The organism is Sinomonas sp. P10A9, from assembly GCF_041022165.1.
Classification (GTDB): Bacteria; Actinomycetota; Actinomycetes; order Actinomycetales; family Micrococcaceae; genus Sinomonas; species Sinomonas puerhi.
Genome location: NZ_CP163302.1, coordinates 3,069,878 through 3,088,477 on the forward strand (window position 1 = coordinate 3,069,878; position 18,600 = coordinate 3,088,477).

Genomic DNA, 18,600 nt, shown 5'->3' on the forward strand with positions numbered 1-18,600 from the left:
ACTGAGGACAGGGCCGGTCCGCAGGTCGCCGCCGAATGGGGCGGCCGCTAGCCGGCCGTCCCGAAGCGGTCCAGGATCTCGGTGCGGCCGAACAAGTGGGCGGCCTGACGGGCCGTAGGAGACCCCGCGTCGGGGTCTGCCCCCAGCGCAAGGAGCTCATCGACGACCTCCGAGTGGCCCTTGAAGACGGCACCGGCGAGCGGTGTCTGGCCGCGGTCGTTGGCCGTCTCGACATCCGCACCGTGCTTGCCGAGGAGCCGCACGAGCGCTGGATGTCCGTGGTACGCGGCGAGCATCATGAGGGTGTCGCCGGACTCATTGGTCAGAGTGGCAGGTGCGCCGGCCGAGAGGTAAGAGCTCAGCGCGGTCTCGTCGCCCGCGCGCGCGGCGTCGAAGAGCTTGCCGGCGAGCGCGATGACGTCGTCGGGAATCTGGCTGTGCGGGGTGTCGGTCATGCGTTCCTCCTGAGCAATCCGGTGGGACGACCGACGACCTGGCCGGCGTCGGGCGCGACAATGGGCTCTTGAGCGGCGGCGTACTCCTCGCCCTCGGCCTCGCCGTGGACCACAAGGGCGGCGTCCGGGTCGACCGAGCGCTTGAGCACGGCGAGGGCAATCGGACCCATCTCGTAGTGGAGGGCCGCAGACGTCACCCGGCCAAGGGGCCTGGTGGCGTCCCCGGCGCCCCCTGCGGCCACCACGGGGCTGCCCGCCGCGGGCAGGGTGTGGGTAGAACCGTCGAGCTGGAGGAGGGTGAGGCGCCGCGGCGGGTGCCCGAGGTTGTGCACGCGCGCGATCGTCTCCTGGCCCTTGTAGCAGCCCTTCGAGAGGTGAACGGCAGTCCTGAGCAGGTCGAGCTCGTGCGGGATGGTGCGCTCATCAGTCTCGAGCCCCCAGCGCGGGCGCCACGCGGCGATGCGCAAGGCCTCGGAGGCCATCGTGCCGGCAAGCCCCACCCCGTCGGCCTCAAGGGCCTCGATGGCGTCGGCGAGCCGCGAGCGCTCCACCACATGCTCGAACCACGGCCGGTCGAGGCCCGGGTGGTGGGCGTCATCGACGGCCGCATAGCTGTAGCCGCCCGGTGCAACGTGCGGCCAGGGGTCGGCCCAGACGAGCGCAGCAGCGTGCGGGCCGAACGCATCGAGGGACTCGAGCCGCCGGGTCGACGCGAGGACGCCCCACCGCTCGGACTCGTCGGTGACCTCGACGCGGAGCATGAACTTCATGGACGTCAGCCACGTGGCGAGGCCCTCCGCCTCGCCCGCCTCGACGAGGAGCCAGGCCCGCTCGCCGTCGTCCATGATCCGGGCGTCGAACTCGATCCGGCCCTGGATGCTCAGCAGGAGCAGCTCACTCGAGTCCCCCGGCCTGAGGCCGGTGACCTGCTGGGAGGAGAGGGTCGTGAGCCACGAGAGCCGGTCGGGGCCCGCGACGGTCACGACGCCGCGGTAGGAGAGGTCGACGGCGGCACTCCCGTGCGCGAGTGCCCGCTGCTCCCGCATAGGGTCGCCATAATGGGCGGCCACACCCTCGTCGGGGCCAAGGGCCGCGACAGCACCGTGCCGCGCAAGGAGTGGGGAAGCGTACGTCATGATCAGTCCAACGCGTGAAGGGGAGATTTCACTCCCGGCGGTCTACTCTGATGGCGCTTGTGCGCTCCGCGGCCCGGAGAGCCGGCGGAGGATCGCGGAGGCGTGGGGAGCGAGCGGCGCGCCGGCCGCTGCCACGTCCCAGCGCCAGAAGAGGTCCGAGTTCACGAGTCCGAAGATGCGCGTGGCCGCCTTGTAGTCGCGGGCATGCGCACCGCGCAGCACGGCGTCCGTGCTCAAGTGGATCTGCGGGCCCTTGATCTGCCCGTAGTACAGCTCGGCGATACTACCTGGATGGACGATCGTGGCCGTGATGTCGAACCCGTCCTGGCTGTTGCGCAGGGACTCGACCGCCTCGGCGGACGTGTAGGTCGGCACGATGTCCGGCGGAGCGAGGCCCGGCCCGCCGTCGGCGTCCTGAAGCGGACGGTCGATCTGCCAGTAGCCCATCTCAGTCGCAAGGGGCCGGATGCGGTTCCCGTCCTCGTCGGCCAGCCAGCTCTCGGCGGTGTACTGCAGGTAGGGGAAGCCGGCGTCCACGAAGACCATGCGCTGGATGAAATGGGGGTCCTCCCCCTCCCCGGCACCGAGTCGGCCCCGTCCCTCCCATTCCCCGATGAGCCACGACAGTGGGACAAGCTCGGGGGTCAGTCCGGATGGGATCTCGATGGGCACTCAGGACTCCTTGGCGGCAGGGACGTCGTCGCGCCCTAGCGCTGGCCCTTGAACAGCTTCCAGACCACGAGGCCAGCGAACCAGGCCATGGCGACCGAGGCGACAGCAAGAAGGACGATGAAGAAGATCTCGAAGGCAACAACGCTCATAGCGCCATCGTAACGCGTTCCCGGGCAGTGCTTGCCCGGCCTGCGTCACACCACGAGCATGCGGTCCATGAAGTAGGCGATGGCTCCCACCGCAAAGGCTGGCGCGAGCCCGAGCGCCACGAACCCCAGGGCCGCGACCCTGTCCGGGCGGGTGCTGTTGAGCGCGCGGAAGGCCGCGAGGACGGCGCCGATCACGACGCCGGCGATGGTCGCCGGCAGCACGGTGATGTCCGCGAAGACGAGACCGGCGAGGGGTGCCGCGAGGCCGGAGAACACGATGGCAAGCGGCCCGACGATCGTGTCCGGCCAGCGGATCATCCCGATCAGGAGCGCGACCACGGTGGTGATCGCCGCGACGAGGAGCATGGATCCCGCCCCGGTGAGGCGCGCCGTCGCGATCCACCCTGCACCGAGGCCGCACAGGAGAACCCCGGCGCTCGTACCGAAGGCCGACTCGAGGCGGTGGCTCTGCCCCGTGCCCCGGATGAGCTGGACCACGACGGCGGCCATGACGCCCGCGGCGATGGCGAGCGGCGTCCATGCGAGGTACTCGGGGCCGGGCACGAAGGCCGCGGCAGCCGCCGAGGCGACCCCCGCGAGCGCGACCACGGCGCCGTTGGTCTTCTTGGCGGGGATGCCCAGGAAATGCGGCCAGCCGAAGCCGACGACGACGGCGACCACGGCCACTGAGATGAACTGGGCCACGGTTCCGCCCATGCTCGACCCGACAGCCACCCCAATTCCCGCGATCGCCACGGCCCCGCTCGCCACGGAACGCGTCCAGGCCTTCACATTGCCCTCCCGTGCGCTGCCCTCAGGTCAGTGTTAGTCACCCTGCCATCCTCCCTCACTGCCTCCCACGCTGCCGCCCGCATTGCCGCCCCCAATGTGACGCATGCCCCGGAAATGCGGGCTGTCCGCCTATAATTGGGCGTCATAGGTACCCTGCCCGATGCCGTGCAGACATCTCTTCGGGAGGAACCATGTCGCACATCCTGCTCCTGACAAACGCCACGGGCTCGTCGGTCGACATCCTTCCGGCGCTTGAGCTGCTCAACCACCGCGTCCACATCCTGCCTGCCGAGCCCACGGCGCTGCTCGACGCAGACCCCTCGGACGTCATCTTCCTCGACGCGCGCAGGGACCTCGTGGGGTCGCGCTCGCTCACCCAGCTCTTGAGGGCCACCGGCCTCGCCGCCCCGCTCATCCTGATCCTCACCGAGGGCGGCATGGCCGCCGTGTCCTCTGCGTGGGCGGTCGACGACGTCGTGCTCGACTCCGCGGGTCCGGCCGAGGTCGAGGCGCGCATCCGGCTCGCCGTCTCCCGCGCGTCGACCGTCGAGGAGCCCGAGACTGAGATCCGCGCGGCCGGCGTCGTGATCGACGAGGCGAGCTATACCGCCAAGGTCAACGGTGCGGCGCTCAATCTGACGTTCAAGGAATTCGAGCTCCTCAAGTACCTCGCCCAGCACCCAGGGCGCGTGTTCACGCGCCAGCAGCTGCTCACCGAGGTGTGGGGCTACGACTACTACGGCGGCACCCGCACCGTTGACGTCCACGTGCGGCGGCTGCGCGCGAAGCTGGGCACCGACCACGAGGGGCTCATCGGAACCGTGCGCAACGTCGGCTACCGCCTCACCCTGACCCGGCTGCCCGAGGATGAGCTCAGCGAGGCCTGAGCCCCAGCCCGCCCAGTCCACGCCTCATCAGGCCCGCTGCCCCGTCAGTGGCACTGGTCCGCGCACGCGGTTCTCAATGCTGAAGTTCGTCAGAGTCGGAAGGTAGCGGTCATCGGAGTACTCGACCGGCCGCCCTCCGGAATCGTAGGTGGTCCGGCGCTCGCGCAGCAGCGGCGCCCCGATGTCGACGCCGAGGAGCTGGGCGTCCGCGGTCGACGCGGCGATGGCATCGACCGTATGGTGCGCGCTCTCTAGCCAGATCCCGCGCTCGCCCAGGAACTCGACGATCGACTCGGTTCCGGCATGCGAGTCGGCGAGGTACCGGCCCACATCCAGCACGAACGAGCTGCGTTCGAGCATCGCGGCCTCGCCGTCGAGGAGACGCAGGCGGAGGATATTGACAACGAAGGCTCCGTCCGGCAGCTCGAGGGCACAGCAGGCCTCGGCGCTCGCCTCCCGCCGGGCGGCCTCGAGCGTGCGCTGGCCGGGGTTCAGGTTCTCCTGGCGTGCCCACTCGGCGAACGGCAGGAACGTCGAGAGGGGCTGGGACTTGGCCCCCGACCGCACGGTGGGCCGCCGTCCGCGGCCCCCGAAGAGCAGTCCCTCGTCGCGCAGCGATGTGAGCGCCTGCCGCACGGTACCCCGGGAGACGCCGAATTCGCTGCTCAGGGCAGCTTCGCTCGGCAGGCTCGTGCCGGCGCGCCACCGACCGGTCGAGATCCGGCTGCGCAGTTCGGCCTCGAGCTTCCGGTGCAGCGGCGGCGGACCGGGCTGTGAGGACATGGTTCGAGCGTACAAGCGGAGATCCTGTCCGCCGCCTGAAATCAAGCGGCCCCGAGGTGAACACTCGCCGAATACTGCAGGCCTGGGCTGGCATCACCGGGGCTGGAGACGGACACAGGGCCCCGCACGGTGGCGGGGCCCTGTGTCCCTCTGAGATTCGCTTGCAACTCGTCTGGGAATCGTGGAGGACATACGGGTCGAACGTATCGAGGCCACCCCACTGGTGGATCCCCCCTGCCCGTCGACTGGCCAGTCGGCTGGTCGGCGGCAGATGTCGACTGTACCTGAGACCCGGCGCGCGGGCAAACTCCTGCCGATTCGCGCGCCGTTCGCTAGCCTTTCCCCATGACCAGCGCATACCCGCAGGATTGGCCAGTCACCGTCGTCGAGGGACGCGTGCCCAAAGCCCTGTGGGCCGAGATCCGGGACCTGCTGGAGGCCGCCGAGGACGCGGACGGCAATCCGTCCCTCTCCGAGCAGACCACGGTGCTCCTGAAGTCCCCGGACACCCGTGCGGAGGAGATCCTGACGGTTGCGGTGCATGCCCTCGACGACACCTCGGGATCCTCTGCCCCCGAGGACCTCGCGGGTCTCGCCGCGATAGCGTTCGGGCCCGACGGCGCAGGGGTCGTTGAGCTGGCCGTCCATCCCACCTACCGCAATCAGGGTGTGGGAACCAGGCTCGTCGAGGCGATCCGTGACGTGCGGGCGGAAGCCGGGCTCGCGGGCCTCAAGGCCTGGTCGCACGGCAACCACGAGGCCGCGGCCGAGCTCGCGGCCATGTATGGGTTCACGCCGGAGCGCGAGCTGTGGAAGATGGTGCTGGTCCGCCGGCCCCACGAGGACACGCCGGCACTGTCGCCAGGGGTCAGGATCCGGGCCTTCGAGCCGGGGCGCGATGAGGAGGCCTGGCTCGACGCCAACCGCTCGGCCTTCGCCCACCACCCGGAACAGGGGCAGCTTCGGCGCAGCGACCTCGAGGCGCGCATGGCCGAGGACTGGTTCGATCCCGAGGGCTTCTTCCTCGCCGTCGACGAGTCGGACCATCTCCTCGGCTTCCACTGGACCAAGGTCCACCCCGCCCATGGCGAGCACCGTGCCCTCGGCGAGGTCTACGCCGTCGGCGTCGTGCCCGAAGCGCAGGGACGGGGCCTCGGTCGGGCCCTCACGCTCCACGGCATCGACTACCTCCACTCGCTCGGGCTGGGCACCATCATGCTGTACACCGACGCGGACAACCGCCCCGCCGTCGCGATGTACCGCAGGCTCGGCTTCACGGTGTGGGACAAGGACGTCCTGTACAGCACCGCCGACCCCGGGGGCAGGCCAACCGTACAGGTCCGCTAGGTAGGGTTGGCCATTAGGGTTGGCCCCAGACAGGCCACGCACCGGCTCTGGAGAGGAACCATGACTGAAGCCGCACGGGACCAGAGCACCACGACCTCTGAGCCCCACTCGCCCACGGCTGTCGCCGAAGGTTCGACGCACGACGGCGCCGCCTCGCCAGCCGCCGGAGCAGCGGAACCTGCCGCCGCGCCGTCGTCCGGGACGACCAGCCCCAGGGCCGCCCGCACCGCGCCGGTGTTCGGATCCTCCGAGGTGCCCGCAGCGCGCGCCACCGAGGACCGCTTCTACATCCCCGAGTCCGCCCCGAGCCCCACTCCCGACGGCGAGCACGGCACGGACCGCTTCCTCGACCGAGAACTGAGCTGGCTCGCCTTCAACGCGCGCGTCCTCGAGCTCGCCGAGGACCCCGACCTGTTCCTCCTCGAGCGGGTCAACTTCCTCTCGATCTTCGCCTCGAACCTCGATGAGTTCTTCATGGTCCGGGTCGCGGGGCTCAAGCGCCGCATCGCGACCGGGCTCGCTGTCCCCTCCCCCGCCGGTCTGAGCCCGCACGAGGTCCTCGAGCAGATCTCCGAGGCCGCCCACGTGCTCCAGGAGCGCCACTGCAAGGCGTTCGCCGAGCAGATCCGCCCGGCCCTCGAGGAGTCGGGGATCCGGCTCGTCACGTGGGACGATCTGGGCGAGGCAGAGCACGAGCAGCTGAGCACGATGTTCTCCGAGCAGGTGTTCCCGATCCTCACGCCCCTCGCCGTGGACCCCGCGCATCCGTTCCCCTACATCTCAGGCCTCTCGCTCAACCTTGCGGTGATCGTCCGCAACCCTGTGAGCGACAAAGAGCTGTTCGCTCGGCTCAAGGTGCCGGACCAGCTGCCCCGGCTCATCTCAGTGGACGGCCCCCGCGCCGGGAACCTCCCCCGCCGCGCCGCGCGGTTCATCCCGCTCGAGGACCTCATCGCGGTGCACCTCGACCAGCTGTTCCCGGGCATGGAGGTGCTTGAGCACCACACGTTCCGCGTGACCCGCAACGAGGACCTCGAGGTCGAGGAGGACGACGCCGAGAACCTCCTCCAGGCGCTCGAGAAGGAGCTCCTGCGCCGGCGCTTCGGCCCGCCGGTCCGCCTCGAGGTGACCACGGACATCAGCCCCAACGTGCGGGCGCTGCTCGTGCGCGAGCTCGGGGTCGAGGAGCCAGAGGTGTACTCCCTCCCCGCGCCGCTGGACCTGCGCGGCCTTTCCGTGATCGGCGGGATTGACAGGCCCGAACTGCACTACCCGAAGCAGCTCGCGCACACGTCCCGCTACCTCAACGAATCCGAGACGTCCAAGGCCGCGAACGTATTCGCGGCCATGCGCCGCCGTGACATCCTCCTCCACCACCCCTACGACTCGTTCTCGACCTCGGTCCAGGCCTTCCTCGAGCAGGCGGCCTCGGACCCGAAGGTCCAGGCCATCAAGCAGACCCTCTACCGCACGTCCGGCGACTCCCCCATCGTCGACGCCCTGATCGATGCGGCCGAGGCGGGCAAGCAGGTCCTTGCGCTCGTGGAGATCAAGGCCCGCTTCGATGAGCAAGCCAACATCTCGTGGGCGCGCAAGCTCGAGCAGGCCGGCGTCCACGTGGTCTACGGGATCGTGGGCCTCAAGACGCACTGCAAGCTCTCGCTCGTGGTGCGCCAGGAGAACGACGGGCTCCGCCGCTACTGCCACATCGGCACCGGCAACTACCACCCGCGCACGGCGCGCTACTACGAGGACCTGGGCCTCCTCACGTGCGACGAGCAGGTGGGCGACGACCTGTCCAGGCTCTTCAACCAGCTCTCCGGCTACGCCCCCAAGTCCACGTTCAAGCGGCTCCTCGTAGCGCCCCGCTCGGTCCGCTCGGGGCTCATCGACCGCATCGAGACGGAGATCCGCAACGCTGGGGCCGGCCTGCGGGCGCGCGTGGTCATCAAGGTCAACTCGATGGTCGATGAGGCCATCATCGACTCGCTCTACCGGGCCTCACAGGCCGGGGTGACGGTGGACATCATCGTCCGCGGCATCTGCGCACTCCGCCCCGGCGTGCCGGGACTGAGCGAGAACATCACGGTCCGCTCGATCCTGGGGCGGTTCCTCGAGCACTCCCGCGTGTTCGCCTTCGCCAACGGCGGCAACCCTGTCGTGTACATCGGCTCCGCCGACATGATGCACCGCAATCTGGACCGCCGAGTCGAGGCCCTCGTGCAGTTGCGGAACCGCGACGACATCTCGGACCTGACCGCGCTGCTCGACCGGTACGTTGCGTCAACCACAGCCTCGTGGCATCTCGACACCGATGGCGGCTGGACCCGCCACCACCTCGACGAGGACGGCAAGCCGCTCGAGGACATCCAGTCCTGGCTCCTCGCCTCGCGCGCACGGCAGCGGCCCGTGAGCCTGCGCTGATGGCAGACACCCCGGTCGAGGACCAGACCGAACATCCCGGCGAGCCGATCGCCGTCCATGCCGCCGGGGCCATTCCCTGGCGTGCGAGCGGCGATCGGCTCGAGGTCCTGATGATCCACCGGCCGCGCTACGACGACTGGTCATGGCCCAAGGGCAAGCTGGACTCCGGAGAGACGCTCCCCGAGTGCGCGGCCCGCGAGGTCCGGGAGGAGATAGGGGCCGACGCGCGGCTCGGCATTCCCCTGCCGCCCACCCACTACCGCGTTCCCGTGGGGCTCAAGTCGGTCCGCTACTGGGCCATCCAGATCGAGAAGTCGACGACCATCCGGCCCGACCGCGCAGAGGTTGACCAGACCTACTGGTGCAGCCCCGACGAGGCCGAGCGCCTCCTGACCAACCGCACGGACGTTGCGCCCCTCAAGGCCCTCGTCGATGCGCACCGCAGAGGGCATCTCGCGACGCGTCCGCTCATCCTCCTGCGGCATGCGAAGGCCAAGCCCCGAAGCTCCTGGACCAAGGCCGAGGGGGACCGAACCCTCGCCGCGAGCGGCGTCCGGCAGGCCCAGGCGGTGGGGCGCCTCCTGACCGTTTGGAAGCCGGTCCGCGTCGTGACCAGCCCCTGGCGGCGCTGTCTCGACACCGTGCTCCCGTATGTGCGGGCATCCCGCTCGAAGGTCAAGATTCGGCTGGTCGAGGACCTGACCGAGCATGGCGCCGCGAGAAAGCCGCGGAAGGCCGCGGCCGCCGTCGTGAGTCTCTTCGACAAGGGCAAGCCCGCGGTGCTGTGCAGCCACCGGCCGGTCCTCCCGACCCTCCTGCACGAATTCCGGACCTTCCTCGCCCCGGGGCTGGCCTCGGAGCTGCCCACCTCCGATCCGTATCTCACGCCCGGGGAACTCATCGTTTTCCACGTGCCCGTCGAGGGGCGGCAGCGCGTCGTGGCCCTCGAACAGGTGAAGCCCTTCGATGACTGAGTAGGCTGGATGCCATGATCCCGACTCCCTACGAGGACCTCCTGCGCGACGTGCTCGAGAACGGCACCCACAAGGGCGACCGGACCGGCACGGGGACCCGGAGCGTGTTCGGCCGCCAGATCCGCTTCGACCTCGCCGAAGGCTTCCCCCTCATCACCACCAAGCGCGTGCACTTCAAGTCGGTGGCACTTGAGCTCCTGTGGTTCCTGCGCGGCGACTCGAACGTGCGCTGGCTCCAGGAGCAGGGCGTCACCATCTGGGACGAGTGGGCGGACGACGCCGGCGAGCTGGGTCCCGTCTACGGCGTCCAGTGGCGCTCGTGGCCCACGCCGGACGGCGGGCACATCGACCAGATCGCGGCCGTCATGGACTCGCTGCGCACCACCCCGGACTCCCGGCGGCACATCGTCTCGGCGTGGAACGTCGCCGAGATCCCGAGCATGTCCCTGCCGCCGTGCCACGCGCTGTTCCAGTTCTACGTGTCTCCGGGCGCCGAGGGGTCCCCTGCCAAGCTGAGCTGCCAGCTCTACCAGCGCAGCGCCGACATGTTCCTGGGCGTCCCCTTCAACATCGCCTCGTACGCGCTCCTGACCCATATGGTCGCCGAGCAGCTCGGACTCGGCGTCGGCGACTTCGTCTGGACGGGCGGGGACTGCCACATCTACGACAACCACCTCGAGCAGGTCCACGAACAGCTCTCCCGCGACGCCTACCCGGCCCCGCAGCTGAGGTTCGCCCGGACGCCTGAGAGCATCTTCGACTACAGGTACGAGGACTTCGAGGTACTCGGGTACCAGCACCATCCGACGATCAAGGCTCGCGTAGCGGTGTGAACAGCCGTATGAACAGCCGTAACAACACCCGTATGAACAGAGAGACCACGCGCCGCGAGATCGGGCTGATCTGGGCACAGACCCAGGCGGGCGGCGTGATCGGCAAGGACGGGGCCATGCCGTGGCATGTTCCCGAGGACCTGAAGCACTTCGCGGCCACCACCACCGGACATCCCGTGGTCATGGGCCGGCGCACGTGGGACTCGATCCCTGACCGGTTCCGGCCCTTCTCGGGCCGAACGAACATCGTGGTCACGCGCCAGCCCGGGTGGGAGGCCGACGGCGCCGTCGTCGTGCATTCCGTCGAGGCCGCGCTCGCGACGGCCGCCGACTCGCCCGGCGCCGAGCTCGTGTGGGTGATCGGCGGAGGGGAGCTGTTCGCCGAGGCGCTGCCGCTCGCGGAGGTGGCGGTCGTGACGATCCTCGATCTCGACGTGGACGGTGACACGTTTGCGCCGGCGCTCGGCAGCGAGTGGCGACTCGGGGCGGTCCAGCCGGACGACGGCGGGTGGCTCACCTCCCGCACGGGCGTCCCCTACCGGATCGTGGAGTTCCGCAGAGGCTCAACGTGACCGAAGACGCCCCCGCGCCCGAGCAGATCGGCCTTGGATTCGCGGAGGTCCTGGCCCTGCTCGCCTTCCACGGCGGCGAGTCGACGCCCGCGACGGCGGCGCTGCTCGGCGTGGACCACTACGCGAACGTCCCCGATCTGGTCTCCGCCGGGGTATCCTCCCTCGTCGCGCGGAGCTACGCGCACGTGGATGCCCAGGGGGAGCTGAGCGTCGAAGGAGCGGTGGCAGGAATCGCCGTTGCCCTCGGGGCCGCCGAGCGGCGGATGCTCCTGACCCTCGAGTCTCCCGAGTGGTCCGACCGCATTGTGCTGCTCGAGGCACCCGAGGTCGCGGTCCTCGCCCGGCCGCGCGCCTACGGGACCTGGTGGGTGCTTCCCCAGCCCGCGGAACTCCCGGGCGCCGAGGCCACCTTCGCCCTCGTCCGCGGCCACCTCACCGAGCACCCCGAGGGCCGAGTGCTGGTTGAGCGGCACATCGAGGGGCACGGGGTCGCTCTCAGCATCCGTCGCGCGGGCGACGGCGGGTGGATGCTCGGGCAGGCAGTCCCGGGCACCGAGGACATCGCCGAGTTCCCGGCCGACGACGACGCTCTCGTCGTCACGCTCCGCGCCGTCCGCGGGGATCAGGTGGCGTGACCTGACGCGGTGAGGCCGACACACGGGGCGGCCCCGCGCCGTCGAACGTCCGCCTTCCGCGCGCGACGGTGAGATGCGGGCCACAGGCGGGCGGGCGGCATCGCCATTAGAATAGTCCCTATGACTTCTTCGGTAGGCTTCGTCGGCTGGCGCGGCATGGTCGGCTCTGTCCTCATGGAGCGCATGCAGGACGAGGGCGATTTCGCCTCGATTGACCCGGTGTTCTTCTCGACGTCCAATGCGGGCGGCGCGGCGCCGTCCTTCACGGGTTCTGCCGCCGGCGACGCCGGTGCCCTCCAGGACGCGTACGATATCGAGGCGCTGAAGAAGCTTCCGATCATTGTGACCGCTCAGGGCGGGGACTACACCAAGCAGGTCCACCCGACGCTGCGCGCCGCGGGGTGGGACGGCCTGTGGATCGACGCGGCGTCGACGCTGCGCATGAACGAGGATTCGATCATCGTCCTCGACCCGGTGAACCGGACGGTCATCGACGAGGGCCTCGCGTCCGGCGTGAAGGACTTCATCGGCGGCAACTGCACCGTCTCGTGCATGCTCATGGGCCTCGGCGGGCTGTTCCGCAACAACCTCGTCGAGTGGGGCACATCGATGACGTACCAGGCCGCCTCCGGCGGCGGCGCGCGCCACATGCGCGAGCTCCTCACGCAGTTCGGCACGCTCAACGGCGCCGTGGCCGCGGAACTGTCCGACCCGGCGTCGGCCATCCTCGAGATCGACCGCAAGGTCCTCGCTGCCCAGCGCGGCGGCGTCGATGCGACGCAGTTCGGCGTGCCGCTCGCGGGTTCGCTCATTCCGTGGATCGATGCGGACCTCGGCAACGGCAAGTCCAAGGAGGAGTGGAAGGCCGGGGTCGAGACCAACAAGATCCTCGGCACCGCGGCCGGAGCCACGATTGAGCCCGTGATCATGGACGGGCTCTGCGTGCGCATCGGCGCCATGCGATCCCACTCCCAGGCGCTCACGCTCAAGCTACGCGAGGACCTGTCCGTCGCCGAGATCGAGAGGCTCATCGATGCCGACAACGAGTGGGCGCACGTAGTCCCCAACGAGAAGCAGGCCTCGATGGACCAGCTGACCCCCGTCGCGGCATCGGGCACGCTCGACATCCCCGTTGGCCGGGTCCGCAAGCTCGAGATGGGGCCGGAATACATCTCCGCCTTCACGGTGGGCGACCAGCTCCTCTGGGGCGCGGCCGAGCCGCTGCGCCGCATGCTCAAGATCGCCACCGGGACGCTCTGACGCCGGTTCTCCGATCGAACGGCCGAGGCCGGGTCCGCTGGGGGCCCGGCCTCTCTCGTGTCCGGCGCGGTTCCGGACGGGCGGATGGGGCGGCCCCGGCCGTAGGGACCGCGGCACCGTTGCCCCGTCGCTTCCGGGCGTTGAAGCCGCTTCTCCGTCGGTGAGCCGCTTCTCCCTGTGGGAGTCGCTTCTCCTTGTCGGAGCCGCTTGTCCTTGTCTGGTTGCACAAGGAGAAGCGGCTCACGCAAGGCCACCCAGGGCAGGCAAGCTGACAGTTCTAAGAGCTCGATCTCCTGAGACCTTACTGTCCTGTCTAGGCCGACCGACGTACCGCCCGGGCCAGAGCCGACTCGATACGGCGGCGGACTTCCTCGGGCTTCTCAAGGTCCGACCACCGGAGCCGGACAAACGTCCACCCCTGCTCCATGAGCAGCGTCTCCCGGCGTCGTTCGGCAAGCAGAACCGAAGCCGTGGGCTCGTAGTCCATGTACTTGCCCTCGCCGTCGAACTCGATGATGATTTTCAGTTCGACCCAGGCGAAGTCGGCACGATACACACCCTCTGCGGTGATGAGCTCCAGTTGGATCACCGGATCGGCGAACCCGAGCCTCCGCAGGAGCGCGCGCGTCCTCGACTCGCCCGGCGATTCCGTTCGGCCCTCGAGGGCATGGAGGACGGCCAGAGCACGCCGACGTCCACGATCCGGCGCCTCCATCATGGCGTCTCGAATGACCTTTGCCGATGCCAACCCATGGTGGAGGGCGCTGTCTCCGATCACGAGTGCTTGTTCGTGAGGCAGGAATCGGAAGCAGTCAACAAGGGTGCGGACAACCGTAGTGACCGTAATCAGGCGTCCATTCCGCTCGACTTTCGCGACGTCGGTGTCCGAAAGTCCGAGTTCGTGACTCAGGGTGTCAGTACCGCGACTGGAGCGTGCGCCCGAGTAGCCAGTCGCCACGTGGACGGCGGATCCGGCGTTCCAGACCGAGCATCCATGAAGGATCGCGGCACTGGCTAGGCAATATACGCTCGATCCGCCGGTCCCGGCGATATGTCCATCGATCCGGGCAGCGTCCTGCTCCCACGGCTTGAGCGCGCTCCATCGGTGGGCAGGGATGTAGGCGCCCCGACGCAGCCGGATGATCGCGCCGGACTTCACTCCCTCGGTAAGGAGGCGATCGGAGATCCCCGCCTCCCGCAGCGATGTCGTCGACGCTACGTCCATGCGCGGCCATCGGGGTCCTAGGAGGCCCTCGGCGGTATGTCTGTCCATTCCGTCATCGTTTCGAGGATGCCGCGGCAGTGCTACGGGGAGTCGACGTATGTGGACAACTCAGCGTCAGTCGCCGATCCGAGTCTGCGTCACCTTGCGTCAGGCGCTCGACCTTGCGTCCGCCGCTTCTGCTTGCGTGCCCAAGCAAGGAGAAGCGCTTAAGGCAAGGAGACGAGAGGCAAGCACTACCGCGTCGACGCAGGGCTGCTCCTGCGTGCTGTCCCGAGCGCCCCGCGCCTATCCCGCCCAGTAGGCCTCGATCCGCCTGACTGCCTTGGCCACGCCGGCCGAGGCGGCGGGCCCCAGTTCCTCGAACAGGTCGAGGTCCACTCGGGGTGCTGCGGGCGTACCGCCCTTCGTCCACGTGCCGACAGCCCGGCCGCCCACGGTCACCATCGACTTGAAGATGCCGTTGAGCCCCGGGACGATGCGCTCGAGATAGGGGTCGGGGATCGCCACGGAGCGGTCCGGGTACCCGATCGCCAGCTCATCGAAGCCCGGCAGCACCGCCGCAGCCCGTGCGCCAGCGCGCGAGTCAGCGAGCGCCGCCACGCCGGGGGCACAGAACAGGGTGCGTTCCCCGAACATGACCTCGGCGGACCCCGCTGCGGCCGCCGCGAACGGGCCCCGTACCCGCCCGACAGGCTGGCCGAGCCACCACGCGAAGTCCCGTTCGTCCACCGGCCCGTGGGAGGCGATGTACCGGCCGGCGAGGTGCTCGAGCGCGTCGTCGCCCGCGAGGCCCTCCGCCGCCGGGAGCCACTCGTCCGCGAGACGGAACTCCTGCTGCCTCCCGCGCAGCGGACCCTGCACGAGGACGAGTCGGTGGCTCAGGATCGAGATGAGGTGGATCCCGCGCTGGGCCGACGCAGGCTGCCCGGCCGCCTCGAACGCCTCGAACAGCTCGGCGCGTGTCAGGCCGCCCCCACCGGCGAGCCGATCCTCGGCGACCTTCCGAACCACCGCGACGTCCTCCTCGGTGATGCCCAGGTCCCGGTGGCGCGACGACGCCGAGCGCATGACGCGTTCCGATGCGAGCCCCACCAGCGTTCGGACGTCCGAAGCGGCGACTGTGAACAGGGTGCCCCGCATGGTCCAGGTCCGCACGATCCCCCCACCGGCGAGGGCCTCCACCACCGCGGCCTCCGAGCACCCCCGCGTCCGCACCGCGACCTGGAGCAGCCCGGCCGGAAGGTTCTGGCTCTGGAGCGCCGTCATGCGGCGCACCGCAGCGACGGGGTCGGCCGCGAGCCCAAGCGCCTCACCCACCGAGGCGACCGGAAGCAGACCCTGCGCGACGAGCCTGAGGCGGGCCAGCGCCGTCGTGCGCAGCTGGCGCCCGGCCGGGTCGGAAAGTCCCATGGCCCCATCATGGCCCGATATGAGGACAGTGGACGTCCGCAGCCGTCCGGAACTTCTGCGAGTCACCTTCCGGGAGTCACCTTCTGTGGGTCACCTCAGGTGACTTGCAGAAGGTGACCCCCAGACGGCGGGATGCGGGTCAGCGCTCGAGGAGGAGGGCGTCGCCCTGTCCCCCGCCGCCGCAGAGCGCCACAGCGGCGCGGCCGGAACCGCGGCGGACGAGCTCGTGCACCGCGCTCACCACGACCCGCGCCCCCGAGGACCCGATCGGGTGCCCGATCGCGATCGCGCCGCCATTAACGTTCACGCGGTCCATCGGCACGCCGAGCAGCGCCGCGGAGTGGGCGGCAACGGTCGCAAACGCCTCGTTGATCTCCACGATGTCGAGATCCCCCGTCGTCCAGCCCTCGCGGGCCAGCGCCGCGGAGATGGCCTTGGCCGGCTTGTCCGGCAGGGTCGTGTCCGGTCCGGCGATCTGACCGTGCGAGCGCACGACGGCGAGCACCTCCAGCGCGCGCCGCTCGGCTTCCGCGCGGGTCGTCAGCACGAGGGCTGAGGCGCCGTCGGAGATGGGCGAGGCGTTGCCTGCCGTGACGGTCCCGTCCGCGGAGAAGGCCGGTCGGAGCCGGGCGAGGGTCTCCGGGGTTGAGTCCGGGCGGATGCCCTCGTCCTCGGTGACCTCGAGCACCGCGCCCTTGCGCTGAGGGACCTTGACGGGCACGATCTCCTGGGCCCAAATCCCCGAGGCAAGCGCTGCCCCGGCGCGGACGTGCGAGGCAGCAGCCACCGCGTCGGCCTCCTCGCGGGTCAGCCCGAGGGCCGCGTTGGCCTTGTCGGTCGCGAGGCCCATGGCCTCGTGGTCGAAGGCGTCGGTGAGTCCGTCATGGGCGGCGGAGTCGACGAGTTCGAGGGACCCGTACGCGGACCCCGAGCGCGTCCCGGAGAGCAGACGCGGCGCCTGGCTCATGGACTCCTGCCCGCCCGCCACGACCACGGCCGCCTCGCCCAGCCGCAGCATGCGCGCGGCCTCGATGACCGCGGACAGCCCCGAGAGGCACACCTTGTTCAGCGTGATCGCGGGCGCCGTGAGCGGGATACCGGCGGCGACAGCGGTCTGCCGCGCCGGGTTCTGTCCGGCGCCGCCCTGGAGCACGTGGCCCATCACCACGGCGTCGACGTCCTCGGGAGCAAGCCCCGCGCGGCCGAGCGCGCCGGCGATCGCGGTGCCGCCGAGCTCGACGGCCGAGACTGCCGCGAGCTGCCCGAGCAGCTTGCCCTGCGGGGTGCGGGCCGCTCCGACAATGACAACGTCATCGGGACGCCCTCCGGAACGGGCTTCAGGGGAGGGGTTGTGGTTCTCGCTCATCGTGCTCCTTCCGCCGCGAGCGCCGCGAGGGCGCGCAGCTCATGCTTGAGGGTTTTGCCCGTGGAAGTCTTGGGCAGCTCGTCGGTGAAGTGGATCTCGCGCGGGACCTTGAACCCCGCGATCAGCCCACGCACGTGCGCGGCGAGCTCTTCGGCCGCCAGGTCCGAGGCTCGGGCCCGCACCACGAACGCGACCGGCCGCTCGCCCCAGCGCTCGTCCGGCACACCGATCACGGCGACGTCGAGCACGTCGGGGTGCGAGACGATGGCCTGCTCGACCTCGATCGTCGAGATGTTCTCGCCGCCCGAGATGACGATGTCCTTGGCCCGATCCTTGAGCTGGATGTATCCGTCCGGGTGCATGACGCCGAGGTCACCCGTATGGAACCAGCCGCCGGCAAACGCGCGCTCGGTGGCTTCGGGGTCCCGGTAGTAGCCGAGCATGACGTTGTTGCCGCGCAGGACGATCTCGCCGATAGCCTCGCCGTCGGCAGGGACGTCGACCAGGTCGCCGACCGTGCCGATTTCCACGATGCGCGCCGTCTCGGCCTGCACCATGCCCACCCCCTGGCGGGACAGTTTGGCGGCCCGCTCGTCCGCGGACAGGGAATCCCACGCGGGCTGGTATTCGCAGATCGTATACGGCCCGTAGACCTCGGTGAGGCCGTAGACGTGCACCACCGTCACGCCGAGGTCGCTGAGTCTGCGGATGATCGTGGGCGACGGGGGCGCGCCCGCCGTCGTGATCTTGAGCGGGGCGGCGGCGCCCTGTGCCGTCAGCGTGTGGGCCTGCTCCGCGTCCGCGATGATCGAGCACACGGTGGGCGCCCCGCACAGGTGGGTCACGCCGTCGTCGAGCGCGGCCCACACCGCGTCCGCGCGGACGGCCCGCAGGCACACGTGCGTGCCGGCAGCCGCGGTGACAGCCCAGGGCGTGCACCAGCCGTTGCAGTGGAACATCGGCAGGGTCCACAGGTAGCGCGTGTCGCCGTCGAAGCCCTGGTGGTGAGACTCGCCGAGCGCGTTGAGGTACGCGCCGCGGTGCGAGTAGAGCACGCCCTTGGGCTTGCCGGTGGTCCCTGACGTGTAGTTGAGCGTGATGGGCGTCTGCTCGTCGTCGACGCCCCAGACCAGGTCCGGCCCATCGGGCGCGCCCGTGAGCAGGTCGGCGTACAGCTCGCGCTGTCCGTGCTCCGCCCCGCGCACGACGGCGCCCGAGGCCTCGCGCGCACCCGTCGGCGCGGCATCGCGCGCCTCGGAATCGGGCACCACGATGACCGGCACCTCGGCGGCGGCCCCGCCCAGGTCCGCGACGCCGTCGACCGTTGCCAGCAGCTCGGCGTCGGCGAACAGCAGCGCGGCCTCGGAGTGCTCGAGGATGTACTTCACCTCGTGGGCCGCGAGGCGCGTGTTGAGGGCAACCAGGACCCCGCCCGCGAGCGGGACCGCGAAGTGGGCGATGAGCAGCTCGGGGACGTTGGGCGCGAGGAAGGCCACCCGGTCCCCGGGCTTGATCCTGGCGGCGAGGGCCTTCGCGAGCCGCTGCGCCTCGGCGCCGAATTCGGCGTAGGTGTAGCGGCGGGCGCCGTGCTCGATCGCGGTCTTGTCCGGAAGGACGGCCGCCGAGCGCTCGAGGAAGCGCAGGGGGCTCAGCGGAGTGTGGTTCGCAGCGTGCATCGGT

17 protein-coding genes are annotated in these 18,600 nt (G+C 70.1%); 8 read left to right on the top strand and 9 right to left on the bottom strand.

The window, feature by feature from the left end; all coding sequences use genetic code 11:
• Nucleotides 1-47: 47 nt before the first annotated feature.
• The 4 genes from AB5L97_RS14050 to AB5L97_RS14065 all read right to left on the bottom strand — a co-directional run bounded on the left by AB5L97_RS14050 (nt 48) and on the right by AB5L97_RS14065 (nt 3,204).
• Entirely contained in the window at nt 48-455 is a 408-nt protein-coding gene (locus tag AB5L97_RS14050; RefSeq protein WP_369045103.1) for an ankyrin repeat domain-containing protein, read from the bottom strand.
• Nucleotides 452-1,591: a YgfZ/GcvT domain-containing protein gene (locus tag AB5L97_RS14055; protein WP_369045104.1), complete on the bottom strand. Its 1,140-nt coding sequence runs from the start codon at nt 1,589-1,591 to the stop codon at nt 452-454. The genes AB5L97_RS14050 and AB5L97_RS14055 overlap by 4 nt, the downstream gene beginning before the upstream one ends.
• Nucleotides 1,592-1,633: 42 nt before the next feature.
• Nucleotides 1,634-2,263, bottom strand: coding sequence for an FABP family protein (locus tag AB5L97_RS14060; RefSeq protein WP_307955599.1), 630 nt, complete (start codon nt 2,261-2,263; stop codon nt 1,634-1,636).
• A 194-nt stretch (nt 2,264-2,457) separates the two neighbouring features.
• The gene (locus AB5L97_RS14065; RefSeq protein ID WP_307955598.1) at nt 2,458-3,204 is read right to left on the bottom strand and encodes a permease; all 747 of its coding nucleotides are present in this window, start codon (nt 3,202-3,204) and stop codon (nt 2,458-2,460) included.
• Between the two features lie 191 nt (nt 3,205-3,395).
• On the opposite strand from AB5L97_RS14065, the gene AB5L97_RS14070 reads away from it, so the two are divergent.
• The gene (locus AB5L97_RS14070) at nt 3,396-4,091 is read left to right on the top strand and encodes a winged helix-turn-helix transcriptional regulator (RefSeq protein WP_307955597.1); all 696 of its coding nucleotides are present in this window, start codon (nt 3,396-3,398) and stop codon (nt 4,089-4,091) included.
• A gap of 27 nt (nt 4,092-4,118) precedes the next feature.
• Here the strand turns inward: AB5L97_RS14070 and AB5L97_RS14075 are convergent, their stop codons facing one another.
• Nucleotides 4,119-4,874 (bottom strand): GntR family transcriptional regulator, encoded by a 756-nt coding sequence (locus AB5L97_RS14075; RefSeq protein ID WP_307955596.1) that lies wholly within the window; start codon nt 4,872-4,874, stop codon nt 4,119-4,121.
• Between the two features lie 345 nt (nt 4,875-5,219).
• On the opposite strand from AB5L97_RS14075, the gene mshD reads away from it, so the two are divergent.
• The 7 genes from mshD to asd all read left to right on the top strand — a co-directional run bounded on the left by mshD (nt 5,220) and on the right by asd (nt 12,919).
• Nucleotides 5,220-6,221: a mycothiol synthase gene (gene mshD, locus AB5L97_RS14080; RefSeq protein WP_369045105.1), complete on the top strand. Its 1,002-nt coding sequence runs from the start codon at nt 5,220-5,222 to the stop codon at nt 6,219-6,221.
• Nucleotides 6,222-6,281: 60 nt separating this feature from the next.
• Nucleotides 6,282-8,645 (top strand): RNA degradosome polyphosphate kinase, encoded by a 2,364-nt coding sequence (locus AB5L97_RS14085; protein ID WP_369045106.1) that lies wholly within the window; start codon nt 6,282-6,284, stop codon nt 8,643-8,645.
• Entirely contained in the window at nt 8,642-9,619 is a 978-nt protein-coding gene (locus tag AB5L97_RS14090; protein ID WP_369047447.1) for an NUDIX hydrolase, read from the top strand. Before AB5L97_RS14085 ends, AB5L97_RS14090 begins: the two co-directional genes overlap by 4 nt.
• A 14-nt stretch (nt 9,620-9,633) precedes the next feature.
• Nucleotides 9,634-10,452, top strand: coding sequence for a thymidylate synthase (locus tag AB5L97_RS14095; RefSeq protein ID WP_369045107.1), 819 nt, complete (start codon nt 9,634-9,636; stop codon nt 10,450-10,452).
• Between the two features lie 32 nt (nt 10,453-10,484).
• Entirely contained in the window at nt 10,485-11,024 is a 540-nt protein-coding gene (locus tag AB5L97_RS14100) for a dihydrofolate reductase (RefSeq protein ID WP_369045108.1), read from the top strand.
• Complete coding sequence (locus AB5L97_RS14105) at nt 11,021-11,659, top strand: hypothetical protein (protein WP_307955591.1); 639 nt, start codon at nt 11,021-11,023, stop codon at nt 11,657-11,659. Before AB5L97_RS14100 ends, AB5L97_RS14105 begins: the two co-directional genes overlap by 4 nt.
• Nucleotides 11,660-11,779: 120 nt before the next feature.
• A complete protein-coding gene (asd, locus tag AB5L97_RS14110; RefSeq protein WP_369045109.1) occupies nt 11,780-12,919 on the top strand; it encodes an aspartate-semialdehyde dehydrogenase in 1,140 nt (379 codons plus the stop codon).
• A gap of 313 nt (nt 12,920-13,232) precedes the next feature.
• Here asd and AB5L97_RS14115 read toward each other — a convergent pair whose 3' ends face one another.
• The 4 genes from AB5L97_RS14115 to AB5L97_RS14130 form a co-directional block, all read right to left on the bottom strand.
• Entirely contained in the window at nt 13,233-14,192 is a 960-nt protein-coding gene (locus AB5L97_RS14115; RefSeq protein ID WP_369045110.1) for a type IV toxin-antitoxin system AbiEi family antitoxin domain-containing protein, read from the bottom strand.
• A 237-nt stretch (nt 14,193-14,429) separates the two neighbouring features.
• Complete coding sequence (locus AB5L97_RS14120) at nt 14,430-15,554, bottom strand: winged helix DNA-binding domain-containing protein (protein ID WP_369045111.1); 1,125 nt, start codon at nt 15,552-15,554, stop codon at nt 14,430-14,432.
• Nucleotides 15,555-15,693: 139 nt separating this feature from the next.
• Complete coding sequence (locus AB5L97_RS14125; RefSeq protein WP_369045112.1) at nt 15,694-16,920, bottom strand: acetyl-CoA C-acetyltransferase; 1,227 nt, start codon at nt 16,918-16,920, stop codon at nt 15,694-15,696.
• Complete coding sequence (locus tag AB5L97_RS14130; RefSeq protein ID WP_369045113.1) at nt 16,917-18,596, bottom strand: AMP-binding protein; 1,680 nt, start codon at nt 18,594-18,596, stop codon at nt 16,917-16,919. The genes AB5L97_RS14125 and AB5L97_RS14130 overlap by 4 nt, the downstream gene beginning before the upstream one ends.
• Nucleotides 18,597-18,600: the final 4 nt, after the last annotated feature.

What these genes read in the sequence shown, in the direction of transcription:
- AB5L97_RS14050 (WP_369045103.1), bottom strand. Translation starts at nt 455, where the DNA reads ATGACCGACACCCCGCACAGCCAGATTCCCGACGACGTCATCGCGCTC.
- AB5L97_RS14055 (WP_369045104.1), bottom strand. Translation starts at nt 1,591, where the DNA reads ATGACGTACGCTTCCCCACTCCTTGCGCGGCACGGTGCTGTCGCGGCC.
- AB5L97_RS14070 (WP_307955597.1), top strand. Translation starts at nt 3,396, where the DNA reads ATGTCGCACATCCTGCTCCTGACAAACGCCACGGGCTCGTCGGTCGAC.
- AB5L97_RS14075 (WP_307955596.1), bottom strand. Translation starts at nt 4,874, where the DNA reads ATGTCCTCACAGCCCGGTCCGCCGCCGCTGCACCGGAAGCTCGAGGCC.
- mshD (WP_369045105.1), top strand. Translation starts at nt 5,220, where the DNA reads ATGACCAGCGCATACCCGCAGGATTGGCCAGTCACCGTCGTCGAGGGA.
- AB5L97_RS14085 (WP_369045106.1), top strand. Translation starts at nt 6,282, where the DNA reads ATGACTGAAGCCGCACGGGACCAGAGCACCACGACCTCTGAGCCCCAC.
- AB5L97_RS14095 (WP_369045107.1), top strand. Translation starts at nt 9,634, where the DNA reads ATGATCCCGACTCCCTACGAGGACCTCCTGCGCGACGTGCTCGAGAAC.
- AB5L97_RS14100 (WP_369045108.1), top strand. Translation starts at nt 10,485, where the DNA reads ATGAACAGAGAGACCACGCGCCGCGAGATCGGGCTGATCTGGGCACAG.
- asd (WP_369045109.1), top strand. Translation starts at nt 11,780, where the DNA reads ATGACTTCTTCGGTAGGCTTCGTCGGCTGGCGCGGCATGGTCGGCTCT.
- AB5L97_RS14115 (WP_369045110.1), bottom strand. Translation starts at nt 14,192, where the DNA reads ATGGACAGACATACCGCCGAGGGCCTCCTAGGACCCCGATGGCCGCGC.
- AB5L97_RS14120 (WP_369045111.1), bottom strand. Translation starts at nt 15,554, where the DNA reads ATGGGACTTTCCGACCCGGCCGGGCGCCAGCTGCGCACGACGGCGCTG.
- AB5L97_RS14125 (WP_369045112.1), bottom strand. Translation starts at nt 16,920, where the DNA reads ATGAGCGAGAACCACAACCCCTCCCCTGAAGCCCGTTCCGGAGGGCGT.
- AB5L97_RS14130 (WP_369045113.1), bottom strand. Translation starts at nt 18,596, where the DNA reads ATGCACGCTGCGAACCACACTCCGCTGAGCCCCCTGCGCTTCCTCGAG.